Raw genomic sequence first — 18698 nt, 5'->3', positions numbered from 1 at the left:
ATCGAATTGAGTATGAGAGGCAGATCACTGACCTAAATGAGAGTAAAAATCAAACCAAAGATGGTAAATTGACGTTTATAACGATCACTTTCTACAAATTGACGTTTTTAACGGGAATTCAAATTGATAATTTTCTCTCCAAGGTGTCTTCTTACTCCTGCCAAAGGTCTACAGGCCACTCATGTTGACCAACTCCTCCGGTTTGTTAACACGCAATGAGGTAGGCCTTGGAGAGTGTTTATCAATTGATGACATTCATATCCATTAGTGAAATGAAAGCAAATAGTAAGGAACAGCTATGCTTGCCAATATTAAAAAAACAGCGCTAGCCGCTGCAGTAATCGCCGCCGCAGCGAGCCTTTCAGCTCCAGCAGCCGCACGCAGTGAGCTAACGATCGTACCTGATTTCTACCCTACAATGGTACGTAACTTTAACCCGTATCTAGCAACAAACCTACGTACGACCACTGATTTCATCTATGAACCACTGGTAATATTCAACGAAATGCATGGTAATACACCCGTTATGCGTTTGGCTGAAGGCTTTAAAATGTCTGATGACCTAATGAGTGTTACTTTTGATATCCGTAAAGGTGTTAAATGGTCAGATGGTCAAGCATTTACAGCGGATGATGTCGTGTTCTCTTATAGCTTATTGAAAAATAAACCTGAACTCGACCAACGCGGTATCAACAAGTGGGTAACGAGCGTAGAAAAACTGAACGACTACCAAATCCGTTTCCGTTTAAGTGAAGCTAACTCAAACGTACCTTATGAAATCTCGTTAGTTCCTATCGTTGCTGAGCATGTATGGAAAGATGTGAAAGATCCAGCGACTTTCACCAACGAGAACCCTGTAGGTACTGGTCCGTTTACTGAAATCGACACCTTCACTCCACAGCTATACATCCAATGTCGTAACCCGAATTACTGGGATGCTGCAAACCTTGAGGTTGACTGTTTGCGTGTACCTCAAATTGCAAACAATGACCAATTGCTAGGTAAAATTGTTAACTCTGAACTCGATTGGACCTCTTCATTCGTTCCGGATATTGACCGTACTTATGCCGCTGCAAGCCCTAGCCACCACTACTGGTATCCGCCATCAGGCACACAAGCATTTATGGTTAACTTCAAAAACCCAGATGCAGTAAAAAATGAAGCGCTAAGCAACGTTGATTTCCGTCGCGCATTCTCTATGGCTCTTGACCGTCAAACTATTATCGATATCGCTTTCTATGGCGGCGGTACCGTTAATGACTTCGCTTCAGGCTTAGGTTATGCATTCCAAGCTTGGTCTGATGAAAACATCCACAATAAGTACAAAGGCTACAACACGTACAACGTTGAAGGCGCGAAAAAACTGCTTGCTAAAGCGGGCTTCAAAGACGTGAACAAAGACGGTTTTGTTGATACTCCATCAGGTAAATCTTTTGAGCTACTTGTTCAATCACCAAATGGCTGGACTGACTTCAACAACACAGTACAACTTGCCGTTGAACAGCTTGCCGAAGTAGGCATCAAAGCACGTGCTCGTACTCCAGAGTTTGCGGTTTATAACCAAGCAATGCTTGAAGGTACTTATGACGTCGCTTACACCAACTACTTCCACGGTGCGGATCCACATCTATACTGGAACAGTGCATACAACTCTGCACTACAGAAAGGTGAAGGTATGCCTCGTTTTGCTATGCACTTCTACAAAAACGACAAGCTAGATACTTTGCTAGACAGCTTCTACAAAACAGCGGATAAAAATGAGCAGCTAGAAATCGCTCACGGAATTCAGAAAATCATTGCTGAAAACCAAGTGACCATCCCTGTAATGTCAGGTGCTTACATGTACCAATACAACACAGCACGCTTTAGTGGCTGGTGGAACGAAGAAAATCCTAAGGGTCGTCCAAACATTTGGGCTGGTATCCCTGAGCGTCTATTACACGTACTGGACCTAAAACCAGTTAAGTAAGTAGAAGTTCATTCCTTGCGGCGTACTTCGTGCGCCGCTAAATAAAATCCCCTAAATACCTAGCAAATGTATAACGCTCGTCGTTAGGGGATTTTTCGCTCTAAATTTCGCTAGGAGCGACCTGAAACCAGGTACAGGATAAAACTGGGTGAGTAAGGTGTGAGTTATGGGTTATTTTTTAAGACGTTTGTCATTTTATTTTATCGCGTTGCTGGTTGCAGCAACATTGAACTTCATTATTCCGCGAGCCATGCCTGGAGACCCAGTGACCATGATGTTCGCAAACGCAACAACGCAAGTAACGCCAGAACGAATCGAAGCGATGAAACAGCTTCTCGGTTTCGTTGATGGTCCGTTACCCGTACAGTATTTGACCTATTTAAAAAGCATTCTAAGTTGGGAATTAGGCACGTCGATTAAGTTCTATCCGTTAAGTGTCAATGAATTACTGGGTAGTGCATTTGGTTGGTCGTTATTTCTAGCGGGTACTGCGGTTGTGATCTCGTTCTCAATCGGTTCTCTACTGGGCATTTTTGCCGCATGGAAACGAGGCAGTCGTTACGATACGTTTATTACCCCAGGGATGTTGGTTATACAAGCCGTTCCGCAAGTGGTTATTGCGATGATCGCTATGTTTACTTTTGCTATCGGCTTGCAATGGTTCCCTACGGGTTATGCCTACACTGCTGGTACGATGCCAGATTGGACAAGTTGGACATTCATTAAAGATGTGGCTTACCACGCTTTCTTGCCTCTTGTCTGTGCGTCTCTAGTACAAATCGGTGGGTTTCTCGTCAACATGCGTAACAACATGATTAACCTGCTCGCTGAAGACTACATCACGATGGCGAAAGGGAAAGGGCTTAGCGAAAACCGTGTGGTTTTCCAGTACGCCGCTCGTAATGCTTTATTGCCAAGTGTCACCGCTCTATCAATGTCTTTGGGTATGGCTATCGGTGGTCAGCTCATCATTGAAATTATCTTTAACTATCCTGGCCTTGGTACCGTTTTATTTAATGCGATCAACGCTCGTGATTACCAAGTTCTGCAAGGGCAGCTACTGATTATGACGCTCTTTATGCTGTTCTTTAACCTGTTGGCGGACATGCTTTATGTCGTACTAGACCCTCGCCTACGCAAGGGAGGTAAATAATCATGAAAGATCTCATTAAACTCATTCGCGGCAATACCGTTGCCATGGTCGGTGTCATTATTTTGGGCCTATTTTTATTCATCGCCCTTGCTGCGCCACTGATCACCAAACATGCGCCAGATAAACGTACCGGAAATCCACACGAGTACCCATCGTTTGTCGTCAAAGCCGCTAAAGCAGATCCGAATGGCTGGATTGCTGAAAACTTGGCGACTGACCGCCGCACCTTACTACTCTCAAAAGGTGAAGACCATGTGCTAGGCACCTCTCGTATGGGACGCGATGTTTGGTCACAAGTGGTGTATGGCGCACGAGTCTCACTCGCCGTGGGTTTTGGCGCAGGAATGACCGTCTGTTTTCTTGCGACTGTGATTGGTGTTTCTGCCGGTTACTTTGGCGGTAAGGTCGATGACATTCTAACCGCCGCTATGAATATCATGCTGGTGATACCGCAATATCCTCTTTTATTCGTGGTCGCGGCATTTATTGGAGAGGCCGGCCCATTAACCATTGCACTCATCATTGGCTGCACCTCCTGGGCTTGGGGCGCTAGGGTCGTACGCTCACAAACCCTCGCACTGCGTGAAAAAGAATTTGTCAGAGCGGCAGAAGTCTTGGGTGAATCATCATGGCGCATCATTTTCGTTGAGATTCTACCTAACCTCATCTCCATCGTTGGCGCTAGCTTCATCGGTTCAGTGATGTACGCCATCATGATGGAAGCCACCATCTCCTTCCTTGGTCTTGGCGATCCAAACACCATCAGTTGGGGCATCATGTTGTACAACGTTCAAACGTCCTCTTCTATGCTGATTGGCGCTTGGTGGGAACTGCTTGCTCCTTGTATTGCTTTGACTCTGCTCGTTACTGGTTTGGCTTTACTGAACTTTGCGGTCGATGAAATTGCCAACCCACAACTGCGTTCACACAAAGGAATGAAGCGTTGGAAAAAACTCGCAGAGCAAGACAAGAAAGAGCGTCAGCCTGACCTGCCACCACAAAATGCACTTTGGAGCGGAGATAAATAATCATGACAAACCCACTTATTTCAATCCGTAACCTATGCGTTGACTACATCACCGACGCCGGTGATGTTCGAGCATGCAGCAACGTCAGTTTTGACATTGCACCTGGCGAAGTATTTGGCCTTGCTGGTGAATCTGGCTGTGGTAAATCAACTATCGCATTTTCACTGATGCGTCTGCATAAGCCGCCCGCGTTTATTACTGGTGGAGAAGTGATTTTTAATGGTGAAAATATCATTAAATACAGCGATGAACGCATGCAATCCTTTCGCTGGAGCCAAATGTCGATGGTGTTTCAAAGTGCGATGAACGCTTTGAACCCAGTATTGACGATGGAAGAGCAATTTTGTGACGTAATCATGCGCCATACCAACATGACTCGTGAACAAGCTAAACGCCGCGCTGAAGGTTTGTTAGAAATTGTCGATATTCACCCAAGTCGCTTAAACGATTACCCACACCAATTCTCTGGGGGTATGCGTCAGCGCTTGGTGATTGCAATTGCTCTCGCGCTCAATCCTAAAATGATCATTATGGATGAGCCCACTACGGCACTTGATGTAGTTGTCCAACGTGAAATATTGCAAAAAATCTATGCGCTAAAAGAAGAGTTTGGCTTCTCTATCTTGTTCATCACACATGATTTGTCGTTGATGGTCGAGTTCTCCGATCGGATTGGCATCATGTATTCCGGTGAATTAATTGAAGTGGCTCCTTCTAAACAGATTCTGGAAAGCCCTTTCCATCCTTACACCAAAGGGCTGGGTAGTTCTTTCCCTCCACTGACAGGCCCTAAAACGAAGTTAACTGGAATACCAGGTAACCCGTTGAACTTATTGGATATACCTCAAGGTTGTCGTTTCCAAGCTCGTTGCGATCGCGTACATGAAGCTTGCACCAAAATTCCAACGAGTTTGCGCCAAATAGAGCTTGGACGCTTCTCCAGTTGCCACCTTTACGGTGACCCAATTGCTCAAGTGAAACTGTAGAGCACAAGCTGTATTACAAAAATTTCTGGAGACAATTATGAGCAAAAATTTCGGTGAATTACTGGTTGAGGGGAAAAATCTAGTTAAAGATTTTCCAATCAACAGTAACACCCTAAAACAACCTATGATGCGAGCGATCAACGACGTATCGTTCAAAATGTTCAAAAGCCGCGGCTTGGCTGTCGTGGGTGAATCAGGCTCTGGCAAATCAACAACCGCTAAAATGATTGCCAAAATGTACGCCCCAACATCCGGTGTAATTGAATACAAAGGACGCGATATTTTAGACATCACTTCACGCAGTGACCTGATGCACTATCGCGAAGGCGTCCAGATGGTATGGCAAGATCCGTTTGGCTCACTCAACCCAACTCATACCATTTTTCATCATATTGCTCGTCCACTGCTTATCCATAAAAAAGTGACGTCAGGTAATAAGAGAGAGTTAGAAGAACGCGTTCACGATTTACTGGAACAAGTCGGCCTTATTCCACCAAAAGAAACAGCCGCGAAATATCCGCACCAGTTGTCTGGTGGACAGCGTCAACGTGTCAACTTAGCGCGTAATATCGCGGTTGGTGCCGAAGTGGTACTGGCTGATGAACCAACCTCCATGTTGGATGTGTCGATTCGTGCGGGTGTTCTCAACCTGATGGAAGAGATGAAGTTTGAAAAGCAGATGTCGCTGCTTTATATCACGCACGACATCGCCACCGCACGCTACATCGCCGAAGACTTAGCCGTCATGTACGTCGGACATATGGTGGAATGGGGCGATACTGAAGAGATTATTCACGATCCTCAGCACCCATATACTCAACTATTGGTTTCCGCAGTGCCCGATCCTAGTAAATCGATACACGAGAAGCTCAAAGGGAACAAAGGCGAAATTCCACTTTGGACCCCGGTATCAACAGGCTGTCCTTTTGCTGGTCGATGCATGCAGGCGAGTGACAAATGTCGTGAACAACTTCCAGCGGTGACTCAGTTGTCTGATAACCACTTTGTTCGTTGTTACTTATTTGAATAATCACTAACGCACACCTTAATGTATTGAAGCCGCTGACATAACCTCATCGGTTTCAATATCTTAGGTAAAAATATAAAACAAAGTCAGCACACGCCCCCGACGGGTTGAGTGCTGACGAGAAATCAAAGATCTGGCTTGGAGATGTTTAATGCTGCTACTGATTAACCATATTGGTTATGAGCCACAAGGGCCAAAACAGGCGATACTAATGAGTAACACGCTCCGTGTTTCTTCCGATATCGCCCTGCTTGTTTGTGCAAACAGCCATCAAACGGTGTCGACTTTCGTTGTTGAACCACAAGCTAAAGTCGCACATTGGCATTTAGGTAGCTTTTACACGATCGACTTTTCTCAATACACCACTTCAGGGCAGTATTACCTGCGTTTTGAAAATACCCACTCCCCTATTTTTGAAATTGGTGAAGGGATACTGATGAAAAAAACGTTTTCTGATGTATTGCACTACTTCAAATCACAACGTTGTGGTGGCATTTTCGATCAGCAAGATAAGCTCGTACCACTGCTTGGTACATCAACCACTGCCGATGTACACGGTGGCTGGTACGACGCTTCCGGTGACGTCAGTAAGTATCTGAGTCACCTTTCTTACGCCAACTATTTAAACCCTCAACAAACCCCAATGGTGGTTTGGAATATGCTAAAGGGATTGGCACAACTAGAACACCACTCGAGTTTTGCTGCATTTTCTCGCACTCGCCTTAAGGAAGAGGCGTTATTTGGTGCTGATTTTCTGATCCGCATGCAAAACTCCGAGGGGTTCTTTTATACAACGGTCTTTGACAAATGGAGCAAGGACATTAAGCAGCGAGAGATCTGCGCCTATGCCACTCAATCTGGCCACAAGTCTGACGATTATCAAGCCGGATTTCGTCAAGGGGGAGGCATTGCGATTGCTGCTCTTGCGGTGGCAGCACGTTTAGATGTTCACGGTGATTTCACCTCAGAACACTATTTAACAGCGGCGGAGCATGGTTACTGGCATTTAAAAGAAAATAACACGCGCTATCTCGACGATGGTCAAGAAAACATCATTGATGCCTATTGCGCTCTGCTTGCATCGGTTGAGCTCTACCGCTCAACTCATCAAGCAAATTATCTACTTGAGTGTCGCCTTTGGGCACAAAGGTTATGCGCTTATCAACACAGCGACGCTAACATCGCTCATTATTGGGCAGCCAATAGTGATGCCACTCGTCCTTATTATCACGCCGCCGAAGCTGGACTACCAGTGATTGCACTGTGCGAATATCTCGAGATTGAAACGGAAGAACACCGCAAACAATCGGTCGTTCAAGTGATTGAGAATGCTTGCCGCTTTGAGCTCACTATCACTCATCAAGTCAGTAACCCATTTGGCTACCCACGCCAATATGTAAAACCTGTGAATGGCGACAAACGCTGCGCATTTTTTGTCGCTCACGACAATGAATCCGGCTACTGGTGGCAAGGCGAAAATGCGCGTTTAGGATCGCTCGCGTGTATGGCTTATCGCGCCCAAGCCTTCGTCAACGCAGATCTACACGCCCCTTTAACCACCTTTGCACAAAATGCATTGAACTGGATTGTCGGATTAAATCCATACGATATGTGCATGCTCGATGGGCACGGTCGCAACAATCCAGACTACCTCCCCCACCTAGGCTTTTTTAATGCCAAAGGGGGAGTGTGTAATGGCATTACAGGCGGTTTTGAAGATGAAGAAGATATCGCTTTCAACCCAGCTAAACAGAAGGATGACATGCTGCAAAACTGGCGTTGGGCTGAGCAATGGATTCCTCATGGTGCTTGGTATCTGCTGGCCATCACAACCCAGTTTTGCCACTTCTCAACACCAGACTTAGAGAGGCAATCATGACTTTTTATTATGTCGGTATTGATGGAGGCGGCACATCATGTCGCGCACGCATCCGCAACGAGCAAGGCGCGCTGTTAGGTGAAGCGAAAAGCGGTAGCGCCAATATTTTATTGGGTGTGGAACTTGCCATGCAGACGATCATTGATGCAATTACTCAAGCGGCGCACCAAAGCGGGCTGACGAAAGAGAATTTTGCTCAGATGCACGTGGGTCTTGCTCTGGCTGGCGCAGAACAAAAATCCGCATGGCATGCGTTTATGTCTCAGACACATCCTTTTGCTTCACTAACGCTCAACACAGATGCTTACGGTGCCTGTATTGGTGCTCATAATGGCGACGATGGCGCAATTATGATCGCGGGAACGGGCTCTTGTGGCCTATTTTTACACGCTGGGCAGCAGCATGTGGTGGGTGGACGAGAGTTTCCTATATCCGATCAAGGCAGTGGTGCCATCATGGGTTTACGCCTAATCCAGCGCGTGCTGCTCATTGAGGATGGCATCGGCGAGCCTTCGTTATTAAGCGCTCATGTAATGCAACATTTTAACCACGATGTTGATCAGATTGTCGAATGGTCAAAAAACGCACTCCCACGCGACTATGGCCAGTTCTCTCCCGTTATTTTTTCTCTAGCACAACAAGGTGATGCGCTGGCGATCGAGCTTCTCAAACAAACCGCGGCAGACATCGAAATGTTTCTTGTCGTTCTTCATAACAAAGGAGCCAAGCGGATCTGCCTCATGGGTAGCATTGCAGAGCGTATCTTGTATTGGCTTTCTCCACCGGTACAGCAGTGGATTGTTCAACCTCAATTCGACGCTATCGAAGGCGCGATTATGTTTGCCGGCAAAGCCGAGCATAATTTGTATTAAGGAATCACTATGAGCTATCGAATTGACTTTGCGGTACTCTCAGAACAGAAGCAATTTTGCCGTTTTGGTTTAACGTTCCATAACTTAAGCGATCAAGACCTAAAAGACTGGTCGTTACATTTTGTGATTGATCGCTTCATTCAGCCAGACAGCATCACCCATGGCAACGTAGTGCAAATAGGCAGTTTCTGCTCATTAACGCCAGATATGACCGTGCTTGCTGCAAACTCACATTTTTACTGTGAATTTAGCATCAAAACCGCCCCTTTCCATTTTTACACTGATGGCGTAAAGCACGCTTTTGTTCAATGCAATGGTGAGCAACCGATCGAACGTCATGATGTGATCGTAACTCCGATTGCTCTCGCCTCGCCTTATCGTGAGCGCAGTGAAATACCCACAACAGAAGCCGCGAGCCTCAGTCTCATTCCATTACCAAACAAGATTGAATCCGGCACAGGGCATTACACCTTAACAACTTCGAGCCAGATTACCTTGCAATCCACATGCGCTGAGCAAGCTGCGACTTGGTTACAACAGGAACTCAACCGTATATTTGATTTTCAGCCCAAATCCATTGGCAGCGCTGATATTATCTACCGCACTAACCCGACCTTTGACGAGGGCGCGTATCAACTCAACGTCGATCGTACCGGCATTCGCTTAGAGGCGAGTGGCCATCAAGGCTTTATGTATGCTAGCGCGACCCTGTTGCAGTTGATTCAAGTTCAAGATCAATCGTGGTTAGTCCCCTGCGTCAAAATCAGTGATGCGCCACGCTTTAAGTACCGGGGCATGATGCTCGATTGTGCGCGTCATTTTCATGGAATCGAGACAGTTAAGCGGCTTATTAACCAATTAGCGCATTACAAATTCAATACGTTCCATTGGCATTTGACCGATGACGAAGGATGGCGTATCGAAATTAAAGCACTGCCACAACTCACCGACATCGGTGCATGGCGAGGGGTTGATGAAGTGCTCGAACCTCAATACAGCTTGTTAACGCAGCGCCACGGTGGTTTCTATACACAACAAGAGATCAAAGAGGTTATCGCATACGCTCAAGAGCGTGGTATCACAGTGATCCCTGAAATTGATGTTCCCGGACATTGCCGCGCCGCGATCAAATCTCTGCCTCATCTGCTGGCCGATAAAGAGGATCAATCACACTATCGCAGCATTCAATATTATAACGATAACGTCCTCTCCCCCGCCCTTGAAGGAACGTATGAGTTCTTAGATATCGTCTTGCAAGAAGTCTCTGAGCTATTTCCATCCCCCTTTATCCATATTGGTGCCGACGAAGTGCCCGATGGGGTCTGGATTAACAGCCCTAAATGTCAACAACTGATGGCTGACAATGGCTATACCGAGGCCAAAGAGTTGCAAGGACACTTATTGCGTTATGCCGAACAAAAACTGCGTACGCTTGGCAAGCGCATGGTCGGCTGGGAAGAAGCACATCATGGCAATAAGGTCAGTAAAGATACCGTTATATACTCTTGGCTTTCTGAAGCGGCGGCATTGAACTGTGCCAAACAGGGGTTTGATGTGATTTTACAACCCGGTCAGTACACGTATCTGGATATTGCTCAAGATTATGCGCCAGAAGAACCGGGCGTTGACTGGGCAGGTGTTACCCCATTAGAAAAAGCCTATCGCTATGAACCTTTAGCCGAAGTGCCCGAAAACGATCCACTCCGTAAGCGAATTCTCGGTATTCAGTGCGCTTTATGGTGTGAATTAATCAATAACCCACAGCGTATGGAATACATGATTTACCCACGCTTAACTGCACTCGCCGAAGCAGGATGGACTCATAAAGTGCATCGTGATTGGCAAGATTATCTGTCACGGCTCAAAGGACATCTGCCGATGTTGGACAAGCAAGGCATCCGTTACCGAGCACCATGGAAATAAACACAACACTTGGAGTCGGCATTACCTCTCCTTGGTTTTCACTAGCATAATTTTTGGCTGCAAAAGACGCAGTTTGTTTAAAAGGAAATGACAATGAAATACGGCTATTTCGATAACGACAATCGTGAATATGTCATCACACGCCCTGACGTTCCAGCGCCTTGGACCAACTACTTAGGGACAGAAAAATTCTGCACCGTGATCTCTCATAACGCGGGCGGTTACTCTTTTTACAATTCACCAGAATATAACCGTGTTACCAAATTTCGCCCGAACGCTTCTTTTGATCGCCCGGGGCACTATGTTTACTTACGTGACGATGCAACTGGCGACTATTGGTCTATTTCTTGGCAACCCGTAGCAAAAAGCTTAGAAGAAGCGAAATATGAAGTCCGCCACGGCCTCTCTTACTCCAAATTCAAATGTGAATACAGCGGCATTACTGCCACTAAAACTCTCTTTGTACCGAAAGGCGAAGATGCTGAAATTTGGGATGTCGTCATTAAAAACGATTCCACTGAGGCTCGCACTATCAGCGCTTTTTCGTTTGTTGAATTCTCTTTTAGTCACATTCAATCCGATAACCAAAACCATCAGATGTCGCTTTACTCTGCAGGTACCGCTTATCACGCGGGTGTGATTGAGTACGATCTTTACTACAACACCAATGATTTCGAAGGCTTTTACTACTTAGCCTCGACGTTTGATCCAGACTCTTATGATGGACAACGCGATACCTTCCTCGGCTTGTATCGTGACGAAGCCAATCCCATTGCAGTAGAACGTGGTCACTGCTCGAACAGCGCGCAAACCTGCTACAACCATTGCGGTTCGCTGCACAAACAATTTGTGATCCAACCGGGTGAGGAAGTTCGCTTTGCTTATATTTTGGGAATTGGTAAAGGCAATGGCGCGCGTTTGCGTGCTAAGTACCAAGACTTGGCTAATGTCGATGCCGCTTTTGCTGGGATCAAAGCGCATTGGGACGAACGTTGTGCGAAATTCCAAGTAAAATCACCGAATGAAGGCCTTGATACCATGATCAACACTTGGACGCTTTATCAAGCGGAAACGTGTGTGGTGTGGTCTCGCTTTGCCTCTTTCATTGAAGTGGGCGGTCGTACTGGCCTTGGTTACCGTGATACGGCGCAAGATGCCATTTCAGTACCGCACGCAAACCCGAAGATGACCCGTAAACGCTTGGTTGATCTGCTTCGTGGTCAAGTCAAAGCGGGCTATGGCCTACACCTATTTGATCCTGACTGGTTTGATCCGGAAAAAGCGGATGTCAAACCATCAAAATCACCAACCGTTGTACCAACGCCAAGTGATGAAGATAAGATCCATGGCATTGAAGATACCTGTTCTGACGATCATCTCTGGCTCGTTCCAACCATCTGTAAATACGTGATGGAAACGGGTGAAACATCCTTCTTTGATGAAGTGATCCCTTACGCCGATGGTGGTAATGCAACGGTTTACGAACACATGAAGGCGGCGCTTAACTTCTCGGCAGAATACGTAGGGCAAACAGGTATCTGCAAAGGCTTACGCGCTGACTGGAACGACTGCTTGAACTTAGGTGGTGGCGAATCATCTATGGTTTCTTTCCTCCACTTTTGGGCGCTGCAAGAGTTTATCGACCTTGCAAAATACCGTGACAATGCAGAGGATGTTGCGAAATATACCGAAATGGCGGCGAACGTACGTGAAGCTTGTGAAACTCACCTTTGGGATGAAGAAGGCGGCTGGTATATCCGTGGCCTGACGAAAAATGGCGACAAGATAGGAACCGCTCAGCAAACTGAAGGTCGAGTTCATCTTGAGTCAAACACACTCGCCGTATTATCGGGCGCAGTGTCGCAAGAGCGTGGTGAAAAAGCGATGGATGCCGTTGATGAGAATCTATTCTCCGAATACGGTCTACATCTGAACGCACCTTCCTTCTCAACCCCTAATGATGACATCGGTTTCGTTACTCGTGTTTATCAAGGTGTTAAAGAAAATGGCGCTATTTTCTCACATCCAAACCCTTGGGCATGGGTTGCAGAAACGAAGCTTGGCCGTGGTGATCGAGCCATGAAGTTCTACGACGCATTAAACCCTTATAACCAAAACGACATCATTGAAAAGCGCGTTGCCGAACCTTACTCATACGTGCAGTTCATTATGGGACGAGATCACCAAGATCACGGCCGTGCAAACCATCCATGGTTAACAGGTACGTCTGGTTGGGCCTACTTTGCCGTCACCAACTTCATTTTGGGTGTTCGTGTCGGTTTTGATGGCCTAGTCGTCGACCCATGCATTCCTACCAATTGGCCTGGTTTTGAAGTCACTCGCCAATGGCGCGGCGCGACTTACAACATCACAGTGCAAAACCCGAACTCCGTCAGTAAAGGGGTGAAAACAATCACAGTGAATGGCGAAGCAGTAGAAGGCGTGATTCCTGTCATGGCACAAGGCAGTGTCAACGATGTAGTGGTTATTCTCGGTTAACGCGATTTGGGCCTCAGCGCGAAGGAGCTGAGGCTCAACATTCGTCCCACAAGGATTTTATTATGATCAAATTTGGTACAGGTGGCTGGCGCGCCTTTATTGGTGAAGAGTTTACCAAAGACAACGTCTGTCTAGTGGCTCAATCACTTGCCAACATCATTAACCACGAAAATGTGGCTAACAACGGGTTCGTTATCGGCTACGACCGCCGCTTTCTTTCTGACAAAGCCGCACGTTGGTTTGCGCAAGTCTTAGCAGCGAATGGCGTGGTGGTAAGTTTTATCGATAAGTTTGTTCCTACCCCTATTGTGATGTTCAAGGCCAAAGAGATGAATTGCGCCTATTCGGCGTGTATTACGGCATCCCACAACCCTGCGGACTACAACGGCATCAAAGTGTTCATTGAAGGTGGACGAGACGCTGATGAAGTGATCACGCAAAAGATTGAACAACAAATCGCGTCACTGACGCTTGCCGATGTAAAACACGTCGAATTTGAACAAGCGCTGCAAGATAAATCGATTGTCATCATCAATCCAATGAATGAGTTTGTCGATTCAATCATCAACTTTATCGACATTGAAGCGATCAAAAAAGCCAACCTACGTGTGTTGATTGACCCTATGTTTGGCGTCGCGAAAAATGCATTGCAGACGGTTCTGATCAATGGCCGCTGCGATGTGGATGTGATCAATGATGGCAAAAACCCCGATTTTGGCGGTTTAATGCCTTCCCCTAATGCAGCGACTCTTTATCGTCTCAAACATTTAGTGGCCGCAGAAGGTTACGATATTGGGATAGGTACCGACGGCGATGCAGACCGACTTGGTATTATTGATGAGAAAGGTAACTTCATCCATCCTAATGAAGTACTGATCCTGCTTTACTACTACCTGCTTGAATATAAGGGTTGGAAAGGATCCGTGGTGCGTAATATCGCCACCACCCACCTGCTGGATAAAATTGCCGCTGACCACGATGAGAAAAGTTTTGAAGTCCCCGTTGGCTTTAAACACATCAGTTCACAAATGGAAGCGGATGATTCACTGATTGGTGGTGAAAGCTCTGGCGGTTTAACCATTCGTGGACACATCAAAGGTAAAGATGGGGTTTTTGCATCGAGTTTGTTGGTTGAAATGATCAGCGTGACAGGTAAAAAACTCTCCGAATTACTGGGGGAAATTTACGCGAAATACGGTTACGCCTACACCGCAGAAGGTGACTGCAAATTTAAAGCCGCACAAAAAGAGTCGTTGTATAACAAAATTTACGTTGAGAAACAGTTGCCTCAATTTGAGTATGAGATTGAGAAAGTCAGTTACGAAGACGGAGCCAAAGTCTACTTTAAAAACGGCGGCTGGGTTATTGCTCGTTTCTCTGGCACTGAACCATTGCTACGCATTTTTGCCGAAATGGCGGATAAAGACACTGCAGAACGTGTTCTTCAACAGGTGAAAGATTTTCTATCGTTATAGCTTTTACCCACTTCGACTCAAATTTGAGTCGCTATACCCGCACAGTATGAAGAGGTTGTAGGTATATCGATGAAGAACACTTGCCCGGCGTCATGCCGGGCTTTTTTTAAAAAGCCAACACACCTTGCGTATCAATGCTGACTGCAACATTTTGCCCAACGCTCAACGGCTGTGAAGAACTCGCCAGCAACTTACTGCCATACGCATCAATCACATAACGGCAGTGATCGCCCATAAATTGCTGCTCTAACACGCGGACTTTGCTCTCTTGCTGCGCACTAATTTGAATGTGTTGTGGCCGCAGTAGTAATTCGCATTTGGCTTCAAGCTCAATGGGTTGCTGAGCTTTGGCGTCAACCACACCTAAATCGGTCTCAAATTGCCATTCTGAAATTCGTTTGGCGCTTAAATAACTTCCACCACCTAAGAAATCGGCCACAAATTTACTCGACGGTTGGTAGTACAGCTCTGATGCGGTGCCATATTGCTCAATCACACCGTGGTTCATTACCGCCATTTTATCAGCAAAAGCAAAAGCTTCTTCGCGGCTATGGGTCACAAAAATAGCCGTCACACCCTGCTTTTTAAAAATGTTGCGAATTTCACCGATCAACTCATGGCGAACTTGGGTATCGATATTGGAAAACGGCTCATCAAGCAGCAGTAGATCCGGTTTATACGCCAAGGAGCGAGCAATCGCCACTCGCTGCTGCTGTCCACCCGATAGTTGATGAGGATAACGATCCCCCAGCCCCGCTAAGTGCACTAATGCCAACATCTCTCCGACTTTCGCTTTACACTCGGTTTGAGAGAGTTGACGCAATCCAAACGCGATATTTTCCGCAACAGTTAAGTGAGGAAATAGCGCATAATCTTGGAAAATCATCCCTATGTTTCGCGCTTCCGGTGGCAACCAATGTTGACCATCATCAATCGTCACACAATTAAGGCTCATCACCCCAGAGCTAAGCGGCAGCAAACCCGCAATAGCTTTCAATAAGGTCGTTTTCCCACAACCACTTGCTCCTAATAAACAGACGATTTCTCCCTGTTTGACTTCCAGCGACAGTGATTGTAAAACCGTTTGGTTTTCATATTTGCAAGTCAAATCATGGATAGACAGCGCACAACTCATCAGTGATTTTGCTCCAGTGAACGGTTAACGACGATAAGCGGAATTAAACCAACCGCGACCAAGAGTATTGCAGGCAAAGCAGCCACTTCTAATTGTTCATCCGATGCGTAGTTATAAACATAGGTCGCCAAGGTTTCGAAATTGAACGGACGCAATAACAAAGCGGCATTCAGCTCTTTCATTGACTCAATAAACACCAACAACCCAGCGATAAGCGTACCACGGCGGATCAATGGCAGATGAACTCGCCACAGCATAGCGTTCGATCGATAACCCATAGTTCGAGCCGCCATATCCAAAGAAGGTGAGACTTTATTGAGGCTACTTTCTATGCTACCAATCGCCACGGCCGAAAAACGCACCACTAAAGCAAAAATAATAGCAAACATCGAACCAGAAAAGATAAGACCCGGTCGCCCCCACTGCATCGCTTTAGCAACATCATTGACCCAATGATCCATAAACAGCACCGGAACCATCACACCAATCGCTAGCACGGTTCCGGGAACCGCATACCCCATAGAAGACAAGCGCATAAAGGCTAAAGTTACCCCGTTGGCGTTCAACCGATGGCAAAAATTCACGACCAAAGCAATCAACACCGCCACCAGCGCTGTCGTCAACGAAACCGTTAAGCTATTGATCGCAAAGTCTTGGAACTCCGAAGTCCAACTTTTCGCAAAATAGTGATAAGCGAATGAGACCAACTGCAATAAAGGCAGAAGAAACGCGAGCGCAACTAGCCCCCAACACCAACACAAAGCGGCCCATTTTTTCCACCCTTGCAACTGATAGCGAAAATCTTCATGGCTGTTAAATTGGCTTTGAAATAATTTCTGTTTACGACGGCTATAGCGCTCTGCGCTCAGCAGTAATAATACAATCACCAACATGATGGCGGATATTTTCGCTGCCGCATTCAAATTAGAATAACCGAGCCAAGTGTCATACACCGCAGTCGTTAGGGTATTAACGGCAAAGTAACTCACCGTACCAAAATCTCCCACCGTTTCCATCGCCACTAAGGAGAGGCCAACCGCCATCGCGGGCCGTGCAAGCGGTAGTGAAATCAGACGAAAACTCTGCCACGGAGAGCATTTTAATAGACGAGCGGATTGCAATAAGGAGACGTTTTGTTCCATGAATGCTGCACGGCACAGTAGGTAAACATATGGATAAAGCACCAGCGCAAGCACAATGCTTGCCCCGCCCAAACTGCGAATGTCGGGAAACCAGTAATCACCTGCGCCCCAACCCGTAATATCTCTAAGTAACACTTGCACTGGGCCTGCGTAGTCAAACCAACTGGTAAAGATGTAACCGATAATGTAGCCGGGCATCGCAAGTGGTAACACCAAAGCCCATTGTAAAATGCGTTCGGTAGGCAGCTTACACATCGCCATTAACCAAGCACTGGGAATGCCAAATAGCAAAGAAAGCCCCATCACACTGAACGTTAATACGACGGTATTAAAGGTATAGGTGGGCATCACGGTTGACATGAGATGAGCAAAAACCTCATCACTTTGTCCCGCAGCGGTAATAAAGATGGCTAAGATCGGCAAAACCAGTAGCACAGTGACACTGGCACTACTGGTTTTCCATAATGTATTTTTTTCTTTCATTGCCTAATTACAATAAGGCTTACTGACACATAAATGCGTTTGCAAATACATCTCATGCCCCTTCAATAGAATAGGGGCACTGTTATACCCCTAGAACCGATTAAAGGTCAAATTTCACTTCATCAAGCAGCTTAATTGCCGCGGCATGATTGTCGGCAATTTTTTCGAGCGGCAGTGGATCCGCTTTAAAATCACCCCATGAAGCGACTAGTGCAGAACGCTCAACACCTGCTTTTACTGGGTATTCAAAGTTGACGTCAGCGTACATGTGCTGTGCTTTATCGCTGGTCAAAAACTCCATCAGCTTAACTGCGTTTTCTTTGTTAGGCGCGTACTTCGCCATCGCCATACCACTCACGTTAACGTGCGTGCCTTGCGCATTCTGGCCGGGGAAGTTGATGTAGACGGCTTCAGCCCATGATTTTTGCTTCTCATCAGCTAACATTTTCCCTAAATAATAGCTATTACCCAATGAGACATCACACAAACCTTCTTTAATCGCTTTAACTTGGTCACGATCATTACCTTGAGGCTTACGTGCTAAATTGGCTTTGACACCTTCAAGCCAAAGTTTAGTGCTCGCTTCGCCTTGCTCTGCAATCATGGATGCAACCAGCGCCACGTTGTAAGGGTGCTTACCACTACGAGTACAGATTTTGCCTTTAAATTCAGGCTTCGCGAGGTCAGCGTAGTTGAAGTCATCACCCAGCTTGCCTACGCGATCGCGTGATGAGTAGACGCTACGGGTGCGTATTGTTAGTGCAAACCACTCATCTGCGCTATCGCGATATTGGGCAGGAATGTTAGTTTCAATGGTTTTGTTATCCACCGCTTGGACTAAACCTTTTTCAGATAACTCAAAAAGACGGCTAAATTCTGAGGTTAAAATCACGTCAGCAGGGCTGTACTCACCCTCTTGTACCAATTTCTCAGCAATCCCTTCTTTCGCAAACTTCACATTCACTTTAATGCCCGTTTGTTGAGTGAACTCTTTAAACATCGGCTCAATCAAAAATGGTTGGCGGTATGAGTAAACGTTGACCTCCTCTGCCGCCATCGCGCTCGGAGCCATCACACTACATACCATCGCAGACAGAGTAAGCAGTTTCTTCATTTCTAGTTCCCTT

General features: G+C 46.3%; 13 protein-coding genes. 10 read left to right on the top strand and 3 right to left on the bottom strand.

Annotation, left to right across the window (positions count from 1 at the left end):
- Nucleotides 1–298: 298 nt before the first annotated feature.
- From AACR75_RS10455 to AACR75_RS10410, 10 genes are all read left to right on the top strand, one after another.
- Nucleotides 299–1969 (top strand): ABC transporter substrate-binding protein, encoded by a 1671-nt coding sequence (locus tag AACR75_RS10455; protein ID WP_047690085.1) that lies wholly within the window; start codon nucleotides 299–301, stop codon nucleotides 1967–1969.
- Nucleotides 1970–2135: 166 nt separating this feature from the next.
- Nucleotides 2136–3122 carry an ABC transporter permease gene (locus AACR75_RS10450; RefSeq protein WP_013857640.1) on the top strand — a complete coding sequence of 329 codons (987 nt, stop codon included), beginning with the start codon at nucleotides 2136–2138 and terminating at the stop codon, nucleotides 3120–3122.
- Nucleotides 3123–3124: 2 nt separating this feature from the next.
- Entirely contained in the window at nucleotides 3125–4150 is a 1026-nt protein-coding gene (locus AACR75_RS10445) for an ABC transporter permease (RefSeq protein ID WP_013857641.1), read from the top strand.
- Nucleotides 4151–4152: 2 nt separating this feature from the next.
- On the top strand, nucleotides 4153–5136 hold the full coding sequence (locus AACR75_RS10440; protein WP_013857642.1) for an ABC transporter ATP-binding protein: 984 nt from the start codon (nucleotides 4153–4155) through the stop codon (nucleotides 5134–5136).
- Nucleotides 5137–5173: 37 nt separating this feature from the next.
- Nucleotides 5174–6166, top strand: coding sequence for an ABC transporter ATP-binding protein (locus AACR75_RS10435; RefSeq protein ID WP_013857643.1), 993 nt, complete (start codon nucleotides 5174–5176; stop codon nucleotides 6164–6166).
- Nucleotides 6167–6314: 148 nt separating this feature from the next.
- Nucleotides 6315–8042 (top strand): glycoside hydrolase family 9 protein, encoded by a 1728-nt coding sequence (locus tag AACR75_RS10430; RefSeq protein ID WP_047690082.1) that lies wholly within the window; start codon nucleotides 6315–6317, stop codon nucleotides 8040–8042.
- A complete protein-coding gene (locus AACR75_RS10425; RefSeq protein ID WP_047690080.1) occupies nucleotides 8039–8914 on the top strand; it encodes an N-acetylglucosamine kinase in 876 nt (291 codons plus the stop codon). Before AACR75_RS10430 ends, AACR75_RS10425 begins: the two co-directional genes overlap by 4 nt.
- Before the next feature lie 9 nt (nucleotides 8915–8923).
- The gene (locus tag AACR75_RS10420) at nucleotides 8924–10837 is read left to right on the top strand and encodes a beta-N-acetylhexosaminidase (RefSeq protein WP_047690078.1); all 1914 of its coding nucleotides are present in this window, start codon (nucleotides 8924–8926) and stop codon (nucleotides 10835–10837) included.
- A gap of 93 nt (nucleotides 10838–10930) precedes the next feature.
- Complete coding sequence (locus AACR75_RS10415; protein ID WP_047690076.1) at nucleotides 10931–13336, top strand: GH36-type glycosyl hydrolase domain-containing protein; 2406 nt, start codon at nucleotides 10931–10933, stop codon at nucleotides 13334–13336.
- Nucleotides 13337–13398: 62 nt separating this feature from the next.
- Nucleotides 13399–14811, top strand: coding sequence for a phosphoglucomutase/phosphomannomutase family protein (locus tag AACR75_RS10410; RefSeq protein WP_013857648.1), 1413 nt, complete (start codon nucleotides 13399–13401; stop codon nucleotides 14809–14811).
- Nucleotides 14812–14917: 106 nt separating this feature from the next.
- Here the strand turns inward: AACR75_RS10410 and AACR75_RS10405 are convergent, their stop codons facing one another.
- From AACR75_RS10405 to AACR75_RS10395, 3 genes are all read right to left on the bottom strand, one after another.
- The gene (locus tag AACR75_RS10405) at nucleotides 14918–15946 is read right to left on the bottom strand and encodes an ABC transporter ATP-binding protein (RefSeq protein WP_047690073.1); all 1029 of its coding nucleotides are present in this window, start codon (nucleotides 15944–15946) and stop codon (nucleotides 14918–14920) included.
- Complete coding sequence (locus AACR75_RS10400) at nucleotides 15946–17571, bottom strand: ABC transporter permease (RefSeq protein WP_047690071.1); 1626 nt, start codon at nucleotides 17569–17571, stop codon at nucleotides 15946–15948. Before AACR75_RS10400 ends, AACR75_RS10405 begins: the two co-directional genes overlap by 1 nt.
- A gap of 100 nt (nucleotides 17572–17671) precedes the next feature.
- Entirely contained in the window at nucleotides 17672–18685 is a 1014-nt protein-coding gene (locus tag AACR75_RS10395; RefSeq protein ID WP_047690069.1) for a Fe(3+) ABC transporter substrate-binding protein, read from the bottom strand.
- Nucleotides 18686–18698 lie beyond the last annotated feature (13 nt).

The sequence above is a fragment of the Vibrio sp. ZOR0018 genome (assembly GCF_963865925.1).
Taxonomy (GTDB): domain Bacteria; phylum Pseudomonadota; class Gammaproteobacteria; order Enterobacterales; family Vibrionaceae; genus Vibrio; species Vibrio anguillarum.
The sequence above is the reverse complement of the archived record's forward strand: the minus strand, read 5'-3'. Positions and strand labels throughout refer to the sequence as shown.